General features: G+C 68.7%; 9 protein-coding genes. 6 read left to right on the top strand and 3 right to left on the bottom strand.

Translation table 11 applies throughout. The annotated features are described in order from the left end of the window. Together BFF94_RS30715 and BFF94_RS30710 are read left to right on the top strand one after the other, a co-directional pair. On the top strand, positions 1-240 hold a 240-nt coding region (locus tag BFF94_RS30715; protein WP_219140186.1), incomplete at its 5' end, for a hypothetical protein. Positions 241-457: 217 nt separating this feature from the next. After that, complete coding sequence (locus BFF94_RS30710; RefSeq protein WP_246637462.1) at positions 458-718, top strand: FecR/PupR family sigma factor regulator; 261 nt, start codon at positions 458-460, stop codon at positions 716-718. 259 nt (positions 719-977) lie between these two features. On the opposite strand, the gene BFF94_RS30705 is transcribed toward BFF94_RS30710, so the two are convergent. Next, positions 978-1,802, bottom strand: a complete 825-nt coding sequence (locus tag BFF94_RS30705) for a hypothetical protein (protein ID WP_128846774.1) — start codon at positions 1,800-1,802, stop codon at positions 978-980. Positions 1,803-1,954: 152 nt separating this feature from the next. Here BFF94_RS30705 and BFF94_RS30700 point away from each other — a divergent pair, with 152 nt between their 5' ends. Then, entirely contained in the window at positions 1,955-3,598 is a 1,644-nt protein-coding gene (locus BFF94_RS30700; protein WP_128846771.1) for a type II toxin-antitoxin system Phd/YefM family antitoxin, read from the top strand. An 87-nt stretch (positions 3,599-3,685) separates the two neighbouring features. On the opposite strand, the gene gspK is transcribed toward BFF94_RS30700, so the two are convergent. Together gspK and BFF94_RS30690 are read right to left on the bottom strand one after the other, a co-directional pair. Continuing rightward, positions 3,686-4,681, bottom strand: coding sequence for a type II secretion system minor pseudopilin GspK (gene gspK / locus BFF94_RS30695; protein ID WP_128846768.1), 996 nt, complete (start codon positions 4,679-4,681; stop codon positions 3,686-3,688). A 32-nt stretch (positions 4,682-4,713) separates the two neighbouring features. Beyond that, complete coding sequence (locus BFF94_RS30690) at positions 4,714-5,277, bottom strand: hypothetical protein (RefSeq protein ID WP_219140185.1); 564 nt, start codon at positions 5,275-5,277, stop codon at positions 4,714-4,716. Positions 5,278-5,972: 695 nt separating this feature from the next. Between BFF94_RS30690 and BFF94_RS30685 the strand changes: the two genes are divergently transcribed. The 3 genes from BFF94_RS30685 (at position 5,973) to BFF94_RS30675 (ending at position 9,573) form a co-directional block, all read left to right on the top strand. Next, the gene (locus tag BFF94_RS30685; RefSeq protein WP_128843396.1) at positions 5,973-7,136 is read left to right on the top strand and encodes a TIGR03032 family protein; all 1,164 of its coding nucleotides are present in this window, start codon (positions 5,973-5,975) and stop codon (positions 7,134-7,136) included. Further along, the gene (cysC, locus tag BFF94_RS30680) at positions 7,133-7,780 is read left to right on the top strand and encodes an adenylyl-sulfate kinase (RefSeq protein WP_128843397.1); all 648 of its coding nucleotides are present in this window, start codon (positions 7,133-7,135) and stop codon (positions 7,778-7,780) included. The genes BFF94_RS30685 and cysC overlap by 4 nt, the downstream gene beginning before the upstream one ends. 152 nt (positions 7,781-7,932) lie before the next feature. Next, a complete protein-coding gene (locus BFF94_RS30675) occupies positions 7,933-9,573 on the top strand; it encodes a ShlB/FhaC/HecB family hemolysin secretion/activation protein (RefSeq protein ID WP_246637461.1) in 1,641 nt (546 codons plus the stop codon). The last annotated feature ends 61 nt before the right edge of the window (positions 9,574-9,634 follow it).

Genomic DNA, 9,634 nt, shown 5'->3' with positions numbered 1-9,634 from the left:
CGTTGCGCAGGTAAGGTGAAACGTGTGATGGCAAACGAGATCGTTCCGTGGGAGCCCAAACCCGATGACGTCCATGCAGCTCACAGCTCGGTGTGGGAGATGGGGACGCTCCCAGCAGATTCCATCAAGGCCCGCAGGCCCTCGGACCTGCAACCCAAGGCCGAATATAAGACTGCAAACGCAACCTCCATGTCTCGCACGCTAGAACCCGACCTTGCCAACGGGGAGGTGTTCATATAAGGACGTCAATCGCCTCCTTCCCGGCCATCCGCGCACTGCGGGTTACGGCTGTCCGATACGACCTGATCAATGAGGGCCGGCAAACGCCGGGCCGTCTTCCATGGCGGCACGGCGGGGCGTCGTCGGACCCGAGGCGTGGGTGGCAAGCGCCCTGGCCGAGCAGCGATGCGCGGCGCGGGGGATGTGTGTCGATGGAGCTTCGGGCGGTGGCGTGATCATGAACGAATCGCAACGGGATGCGGATTCCGGCGACGCGAACACGCGCGCCGACGCGATCCGCGAGGGCGCGGTGCGCTGGCTGCTGTGGCTGCGCGCCGGCGACACGACGAAACAGGAACTCGACGCTTTCGGGCGCTGGCGCGCGCAGAGCGACGAACATGCGCGCACGGTCCGCGAGCTGATCTGGATGTGGGCCGTGCTGGAGACGGTCGGCCGCCAGGAGCCCGGCGAGCCGGGCGGGTCGACGCGCACGCATTGACGCGGCGGGGTTTCGCTTGCGCACCGGTGTGGTGCGCAAGCGCGTTGACGGCGTGATGTGCGGGCGTCGCAAGAAAGTCTGCGGGTTATGCGGGCCCGCTTCGACCTTGTATATGAGAGAGCGAGGGGGCTGTGACGAGGGGCCGTGAGGCGGGGACCGGGGGCCGGGATTGGCTCCCGGCTCACGTCATGGCGGGTGGCTGGCGTACGGTGAGGTCTTGCGGACCGGGCCACGCACCACGGAAGCCCGGATTCACGATTCAGGATGGGGACTCGTGCTGTAGGCCGGCGCGTGCGCCGCTCCACGCGGCGTCGAGCGGATCGCCGGCGTCGCGCAGCGGCTCGCGCAGAAAGGGAAAGCGTTCGACGAACGGTGCGGATTCTTGCAGGGCCACGATATGGTTGACCATCCATTGCAGCAGTTCGCCGCCGTGCCGGACCTGTTCCGGGCGCCAGTCCGGCATCGTCGAGAAGAGTGCGCAGAAGCCGCTCCAGCGCGACGGACGGTCGTTGTCGCCGGGCCGGAAATAGGTGTTCATCGCGACATCGTGCGCGTCGGTCAGCACGCCGACGAACAACCCGTGCGGCGTCGGCACGCCGATCTGCTGCCAGCCTTCCGCGAGGGCGAGCGAGCGCATCACGCGCGCCGCGACGAACGCGATGCGCGTTTCATGCTCGATTTCCGCGAGCGACATCACGCCGTTGCGCTGCATGCAGCGCGCGACCGCATGCGGCCGGATCGCGTTCGACGCGAAGCTGCGCAGCACGAGGTCGGGAACCGTCAATTGAAGCTGGAATTCGCGCAGGCCGTGCTCGGCGCTCATCGTCGAGAAATTGACGAACAGCCCGTCGGCGTGACCGAGCGTGCCGACGTACGGCTCGAGCCCGAGGCGCGCGAGCTTCGGCGCGATCTGGCGCTCGAGCAGCCGCATCAGGTTGCGGCGGTTGCGCACGCCCGCGAAATCGTCGATGCCGCGCGTGACGACATCGCTGATTTCCCAGCGGCGCTCGTCGGCGACGAGCCGCGGAGAGCCGCTCAGGTCGAACCGGGCGCGGCCATGGGCCACGCGTGGATCTACGTACATGCCGGTGCCTCGTGCATCGATTGCGGGCGGACCGCCGCGACGGCGCGTCGTCGCGCGGATCCGGACGCCCACGATGCTGCGGTGTCGAAAGCGCTCCGTCAAGTGCGAACGCATCGCGACGCACGATCAACCAGACAGTGTGGGGTAACCCGATGATGCGCACGATCGTGGAACGCTTTGTCGAGCGGAGCCCGATGACGATCATGACGCGGCTCGTGCTGCAATGCGCGCTGCACGACGACTGGATCGGCGCAGCGGCGGACGCCGGCGACGAACCCGACGGCGAGTCGATCCGCGAGGCGCTGTTTGCCCTCGCCGTCGACGCGATCGCGGCGATCGCCGCGTGGCAGCGGATGCCGGATGCAGCCGGTGCGGCCGTGCCGGGCTTTGGCGCGGCCGTGACGGCACTGCACGATTGCATGAGCCGGTGGCGGTCCGGCTGGGGGCGCGCGCTGGCGAAAGACAGCGTCGAACTGCTGCTGCCGGTCGCGTCGGTGCGCAGCGTCGACGGTGCGCACGCCGTCGACGGGATGCGGCTGCGCGTGCTGGACGGTGCCAGCGAGGCCTGTGCGCCGCGGGCCGACGGTTGCGGCTGCGGGCGCGCGTGCGACGATCCCTCGCGCGATGCTGCAGCGGGCGGTACGCGCGTCCTGCCGGTCTACGATCCGGATCTCGGGATGATCGTCGATCTGCTGCCGTACGAGCGTGGCCGGTCGAACGAGCGCGCATTTGTCGGCGCGCTACTCGAGACGGTCAGGCCGGGCGAGCTGTGGATCGTCGACGGGCGCTTCGATACGGACGCGATCCTGTCCGGCTGGCCGCGCCGCGGCGGCGCGTTCGTCCTGCGCGAATACGGTCGCACGGCCGCGTGCCGTCCGCTTGACGACTGGCAGGAAGCCGGCGTGCTCGGCGACGGGCGCGTTCGCGAACAATCCGTCGGCATGGCCAGCGAAGGCGGCGTGTCGGCCGCGTTTCGGCGGATCGAATGGCACCGCGCAGCGGCGCCCGGCGAAACCGGCGAAATCGTCACGCTGCTGACCGATCTGCCGGCCGCGCGGTTCGGCGCGCCGCAGGTCGTGGAGCTGTCGTGCCGGCGCTGGCGCGACGCGTTGCCGCTACCGCTCGAGCCCGTGACGGGCGGCGCACCGTTCGGCGGCGTGCCGGCGCGCGCGGCGCTGCTGGCGAGCGGGATCGCGGCGTTTGCGTACAACGCGTTCAGCGTGATGACGCGTGTCGTCGGCGGTGCGCTCGATCTCGACGCGCGCGACGTCGGCCGCCTGCCGTCGCTGATCGCCGACGGCGTCGACGCCACCTACGCAGGGATGATGATCGCGCTGCCGCCCGACTGGTGGCAGCGCTACGACCAGTTGCCCGCGACGACGCTCGGCCAGATCGTGCGGATGCTCGCCGTGCACGTCGATCCGCGCAGCGAACGGCGCCGGCGGCGCGACAACCGGCTGTCCGCGAAGTCGCAGGCGCTGCTGCGCGCGGCGACGCTCGAGCGGCTGATGCACGACGACGGCGACGATCCGGCCGCGAACGTGTTCAGCCTGCGCACGATCGCGATGGCAACGCGCGACTTCAGCAGCAATCCGTCGAAGGCGCTGCGGTATGCGGGCGAGGCACTCGTGATGGTCACCAAGTACAACCGGCCGATCGCGCTGCTCGTGTCGATCGACGACTGGAACCGGCTGCTCGGCGAAGTGCGCGAGACGAGCCTCATGCGGCTGTCGTTCGATGCGGCGGCGTCGCAGGGCGCGCGGGCGGTTACGTTGAGCGAATCGTCGCTGAACTAACGGGCGCTGATCCGGAATGCGGGCCGATGACCGCGCGTTGCCGGCCCGTGATGCGACTCGCCACGCGGGCACACGCCGCTTCCGGCTTCAGCTCGTAAGCCGCCGCACCCAGATCACCGACGTCCACGCGAAATTGCCGCTGCCGTAGCGCGCGATCAGCGTGTCGATGCGCGCGTTGATCCGCGCCGAATGCACGCGGCAGTGCACGATGAAATAACCGCTGTTCACGCCGACGGCCGAGCCGTCCGGCAGCGTCGGGTTGCCGCCCTGCGCGGGCAGCAGGTACTCGGCGATGTCGCCGGTGCTGACGAAATACGCGGTGGCGCGCCGGTCGACGAGGCGCTTTGCCTGACTCTTCGACAGCGTCGGAATCGCGGCGATGAGGACGGGCTCGGCCGCGGTGTTCGCGTTGACGGTCGTCAGGTCGGGCAGGACCGTCACGAACGGCGCGAGCGTTTCGATCGCATGCGCGTCGTAGCCGGGAATGCGGGCGAGATCGTCGACGGACACGAGCTGCAGCGGCCAGCCGCCGGGGCCGTTCGAATCGCGCAGCGAGCGCAGCATGGTGTCGGCCGTCTGCTGCGCGAGCGCGGGATCGAGCGACAGCTCGCCGAGCAGCCGCCGGTACGCGAGCACGCCTTCGCCGTTGGCCTGCCACGGCTTGCCGGGCGCGACGCGCGACACCAGATTCTGCAGGTTGAAGCGCGCCTGCGCATCCTCGACGCTGCCCGAGATCGACGCGCGCGACAGCTCGGCATTGACCGCCGCGGCCTCGGGCGGCAGCAGGTCCGAGAGCTGCACGTCGGCGACCGGCGACGACCAGGTCTGGCCGGCGAACGTGACGTTCGACGTCGCGCTCTGCGCGCGCAGCGTCGCACGCGCCCATTCGACGGCGGCGCGCTCGACCCACATCGTCTGCGTCGCGAGCCGCTGGTTCTCGACGTCGCGGGTTGCGACCTGCTGGCGCCACAGCACGCTGGCCGCGAGCGTGGCCGCCAGTGCGACGACGAGCAGCACCGTTACGATCGCGATTCCGCGTTCGCGCCGCGCGCGTGCCGTCCATCCGGTTCCGTTTCGATGCATCCGCGTGCCCCCGCAGTGTCGGCGCGGCGCGCTCAGGTCTCGAACGCCAGCCACGCGTGCGCAATGCTCGCATGCGCCGATGACGTGACGCCGAACATCGCGGCGAGGCCCGCCACCCAGAACGCGAGCGACGCGGGATGCATGCCGTCGGCCGCGAGCGGGCCGACGAGGCCGGCGATCGCGTGCGAGCGCCACAGCAGCAGCACGAACAGCGCGCAGCCGACGGCCATCGCGATGGCGAACGTGTGCAGTGCGACCGCCGGGCGCCGGGTGAACGGCATGCGGTGGTGCCGCTGGTTCGTCGCGACGATCGCGACCCCGTTCGCGACGGGCACGATCGCCATCACGAGCCCCCAGAACAGCGGCTGGTCGCTCGTCGAATTGATCAGCAGCAGCGTGCCGATCGTCCAGACCGGCGGCGCGAGCAGCGTGAGCAAGGCCCATGACAGCAGTTGCCACGCGAGCCAGGGCGCGCGCCAGCGCAGCGGGCGGCTCGGCGCGGCATGGGCGGCGGCCGGAAGCAGCCGCTCCGGGGCAGTGGCGGCACCGGACAGCCGCCCGGCGAGCCACCGTACGAGCATCGTGGCGAATGACATTCGTTCGTCCTGTCGTTGGCGTTTCTTCTGTTCTCAATAGCTAGGACGAATCGGGCGGCTGCAAGCCGCAGGATTTCGTGCGGGCCGGCACTGTGCGGCGCTGCGGCGTCGCGAATCCGGCACGCGTAAACGGTCCCGTACCGGCTTGGCGAGTGTTTCGTGAATATCTTCAGCGGAATGTCACAAAAACTTCCCGGTTGAAACCCGAGGATTGTCGGGCCGTACGCTGGCGCGTTGCGTTTTCGCGCGTTGGCCGGCAAGGACGGCGACACGTTTGCCGGCAGCCCGTGCGCAAGTGCGGGCCGCTGAAGAGCCGGAGGCCGGCCGGGCGACGACACGCACACGAAACGGGGGCCACGTCAGGTCATGCGCCGCGTCTCGCGAGCTTCGCGCGAGGGGCGGCTGCGCGCGCATTGCAGTCCGCGCCTCGTTGGTCGCACGGCATGCCCGTGCGCCGGTCGGGGCACCCGCGGGCCGCGTGCACCGGCCGGTTGCCCGTGGCGGCAGATCGGTCGACGTCTCGCAAAAAAACATTGCGGCAATGCGCGCTTCGTTCCGTCTAGGTAGGTGGGAGCTGCGACTTGGTGCGCCGCACGCGGCCCCGTTCGCGACCGATGCGCAGGCGTCGTGTCGGCGGGCGGGCGAACGCGGGCATGCGCATTTTTCTCATCAGGCGGCATGAAGCCGACAGGTGCATGACAGTGGAACAGTTCGACGAAACCCGGCCGGCCACGGTGCCGGACGACGTATCGGCGCGGGAAGCGGAAGCGTTGTCGCCGGTCATCAATCTGCGCGATACCGGGCGCTTTCTACAGGTGCTCGACGCGCTCAAGTGCTCGGTGGCCGTCAGTCGCCGTCCGTCCGGCGTCGCCGTGATCGGCGTCGACGGCGGCGTGCCCACGCTGTCCGCATGCCTGCTGCCGCGCTCGATGGGGATGGCCGTGTCCGGCAACCGGCTCGCGGTCGCGACGATGCACGAGCTGATGGTGTTCGCGAACGTGTCGACGCTCGCGCCGCTCTATCCGGGCCGCCCCGACCACTACGACGCGATGTTCGTGCCGCGCCTGTCCTACTACACCGGCGATCTCGACCTGCACGACATGGCGTTCGACAAGCATGTCCTGCTCGCGGTCAACACACGCTATTCGTGCATCAGCGTGATCGACGGCTATTTCAACTTCACGCCGATCTGGCAGCCGCCGTTCGTGACGGAGACGAAACCGGACGACCGCTGCCACCTGAACGGGATGGCGTTCAGCGACGGCAAGGTGCGGTTCGCGACCGCGCTCGGGATGAGCGATGCGCCGTTCGGCTGGCGGCGCGGCATGGCCGACGGCGGCATCGTGATGGAAGTGCCGTCCGGGCGCATCGTCGCATCGGGGCTGTCGATGCCGCATTCGCCGCGCGTGATCGGCGGGCGTCTGCACGTGCTCGAAGGCGGCCGCGGCCACGTGCTGCAGATCGATCCGCAATCGGGCGCGCGGCGCGTGCTCGCGAAGCTGCCGGGCTTTACGCACGGCCTCGCGGAATACGGCGGCGTGCTGTTCGTCGGCCTGTCGAAGCTGCGCGACAAGCGCGGGCCGCAAGGGCTGCCGATCGAAAGCGAAGCGGATGCGCTGGTCGCGGGCGTCGCCGCGCTCGATGCGAACAGCGGCGAGGTACTCGGCATCCTGCAGTTCTTCAACGGCGTCGACGAAATCTTCGACGTGCAGGTGCTGCCGAACGTACGGCGCGCCGAAATCCTGAGCCCGCATCAATGGGCCGAGACGCCGTCGATCGTGACGATGCAGGGCGGCTTCTGGCAGACGCGTCCGCGCGAGGACGACGAGCCCGCGAACACCGGGGGATCGACGCGATGAGCATCGATCGTTGCGGGTTTTCCGGCGCCGGTACGTCCTTATCGGTAGACGCGGCCCATGCGGCACACGGCGCGTCGTCGCCGTGGTCGGGCGGCGTGCTGTGGCTCACGGGGCTGTCGGGCGCGGGCAAGACGACGCTGGCCGATGCGCTGGCGGCGCGACTTCGCGAGCGACGCGTGCATGCGATGGTGCTGGACGGCGACCGGTTGCGGGCGGGACTGAATCGCGATCTCGGCTTCACCGTGCGCGATCGTTTCGAGAACGTTCGGCGCATCGCGGAAGTCGCGGCGCTGGCGAGCGGATCCGGCGCCGTCGCGATCGTCGCGGTCATTTCGCCGCTCCAGGCGATGCGCGACGAGGCACGGGCGATCGTCGGGCAGGCGTTTCGGGAGATTCATGTAAGCACGTCGCTGGCCTGCTGCGAGGCGCGCGACACGAAAGGGCTGTACTCGAAGGCGCGGCGCGGCGTGCTCGCGGAATTCACCGGCGTATCGGCGCCGTACGAGCCGCCGGTCGACGCCGATCTCGCGATCGATACCGGCCGGGCGTCGCTCGCGACGTGCGTCGACAGGCTGATGCGATACGCGTGCGTGCAGTTCGGCGACCGGGCGGATGCGCGACCGGCGCCGGTGCGATACGACTGAGTTCGAATCGATGGGAAGGAAATCGTATTGCACGAATTATGCTAAGGATGACGAATAAATCGTCATCAAAGTGAAACAGGGTTTTGATAGCGGGGCGAACGGCTGGCGCGATGCGCAACGCTTCGATCCGGAACAACAAAGGGGAATGGCGCATGCCGCCGAGAGTAGACCGCAAGTCACGCGAACGATGGCGGCTGAATTGCCGATGCCTGGCCGGCGCCGTGCTGGTCGGAGGGCTGGGCCTCGCGCCGGGGATTCATGCGCAGGAAGCCGCGCCGGCCGCGAAGGCGGCACCGCAGTCGTTCGACGTGAATGCCTTCGTGGTGCGCGGCAACACGACGTTGCCGACGCTCGAGATCGAGAAGGCCGTGTATCCGTTCGAAGGGCCCGGCCGCACGCTCGCCGACGTGAACGCGGCGCGCGACGCATTGCAGAAGGCGTACCAGGACCGCGGCTACCAGTCGGTCGTCGTCGAGCTGCCGCAGCAGCAGGTGAAGAACGGCGTGATCCTGCTGCAGGTGACCGAGGCGAAGGTCGGGCGCTTGCGCGTCGACGGCGCGCAATACAACTCGCCGCAGAACATCCGCGATGCGGTGCCCGCGCTGGCCGAAGGCCGGGTGCCCGATTTCAACCAGGCGCAGCAGCAGCTCACCGACCTGAACCGCTCGGCGGACCGGCAGGTGATCCCGGTGCTCAAGCCGGGCGCGTTGCCGCAGACGGTGGACGTCGACCTGAAGGTCGACGATCACAGCCCGCTGCACGGCACGCTCGAACTGAACAACGACAACAGCCCCGGCACCTCCACGCTGCGCACGAGCGCGAGCCTCAGCTATTCGAATCTGTGGCAGCTCGGCCACGTGATTTCCGGCACGTATGTGATCGCGCCGCAGCATCCGAACGACGCCCGGGTTTACGCGTTTTCGTATCTCGCGCCGATCAAGGATTCGCGCTGGAGCTTCCTCGCGACGGTCGTGCATTCGGACAGCAACGTCGCGTCGGTCGGCGGCACCAACGTGCTCGGCAAGGGCACGACCTACGGTTTCACCGCGATCTACGCGCTGCCGGCAACCGAGACCTACGCGCATTCGGTCAGCATCGAGATCGACCGCAAGCATTACGACGAGAACGTGAGCCTGGTGGGCCAGACCTCCACCGCGCCGCTGACCTACGTGCCGGTGACCTTTTCGTACAACGGCCAGCTCAGCCTGAAGAACTCGCAGACGTCGTTCTCCGCGTCGCTGACGACCAACATCCGCGGCCTCGGCAGCGACTGGGGCGCATGGGACAACAAGCGCTACAACGCGACGCCCGATTTCGTGTACGGCAAGTTCGACGTCAACCACACGCAGCGCTTCGCGAACGACATGCAGGCCAATGCGCACGTGAACGCACAGATCTCGAACTCGCCGCTCGTGTCGAGCGAGCAGTTCGCCGCGGGCGGGATGAACAGCGTGCGCGGCTACATGCAGGCCGAGAACACGGCCGACAGCGGCGTGATCGCATCGCTCGAACTGCGCAGCCCGTCGCTCTCGAAGTGGCTCGGCGGCGCGGTCGGCAGCCGCCTGAACGAGTGGCGCTTCCACGCGTTCTTCGATGCGGCGCACCTGTGGCTGCTGAGCCCGCTGCCGGAGCAGACGTCGCGCTTCAACCTGATGAGCGTCGGCGTCGGCACACGGCTGCAGATCATGAAGTACGCGAGCGCGGATTTCGAGGCCGGTTGGCCGCTGAAGGCGGGCGTCTATACGCGGCAGTACAGCCCGCGGTTCGATTTCTACGTAAGGCTGGGGTTCTGACGGATTTTTTTTGATCGTGCCGGGGGCGATGCGACGAACGCGGCGCCCGCACATTCGGGGA

The sequence above is a fragment of the Burkholderia catarinensis genome (assembly GCF_001883705.2).
Taxonomy (GTDB): domain Bacteria; phylum Pseudomonadota; class Gammaproteobacteria; order Burkholderiales; family Burkholderiaceae; genus Burkholderia; species Burkholderia catarinensis.
Note: the sequence above shows the minus strand (reverse complement) of the source record. Positions and strands in the feature narration are given on the sequence as shown.

What these genes read in the sequence shown, in the direction of transcription:
- BFF94_RS30700 (WP_128846771.1), top strand. Translation starts at nt 1,955, where the DNA reads ATGATGCGCACGATCGTGGAACGCTTTGTCGAGCGGAGCCCGATGACG.
- BFF94_RS30685 (WP_128843396.1), top strand. Translation starts at nt 5,973, where the DNA reads ATGACAGTGGAACAGTTCGACGAAACCCGGCCGGCCACGGTGCCGGAC.
- BFF94_RS30675 (WP_246637461.1), top strand. Translation starts at nt 7,933, where the DNA reads ATGCCGCCGAGAGTAGACCGCAAGTCACGCGAACGATGGCGGCTGAAT.
- BFF94_RS30690 (WP_219140185.1), bottom strand. Translation starts at nt 5,277, where the DNA reads ATGTCATTCGCCACGATGCTCGTACGGTGGCTCGCCGGGCGGCTGTCC.
- BFF94_RS30710 (WP_246637462.1), top strand. Translation starts at nt 458, where the DNA reads ATGAACGAATCGCAACGGGATGCGGATTCCGGCGACGCGAACACGCGC.
- BFF94_RS30705 (WP_128846774.1), bottom strand. Translation starts at nt 1,802, where the DNA reads ATGTACGTAGATCCACGCGTGGCCCATGGCCGCGCCCGGTTCGACCTG.
- gspK (WP_128846768.1), bottom strand. Translation starts at nt 4,681, where the DNA reads ATGCATCGAAACGGAACCGGATGGACGGCACGCGCGCGGCGCGAACGC.
- cysC (WP_128843397.1), top strand. Translation starts at nt 7,133, where the DNA reads ATGAGCATCGATCGTTGCGGGTTTTCCGGCGCCGGTACGTCCTTATCG.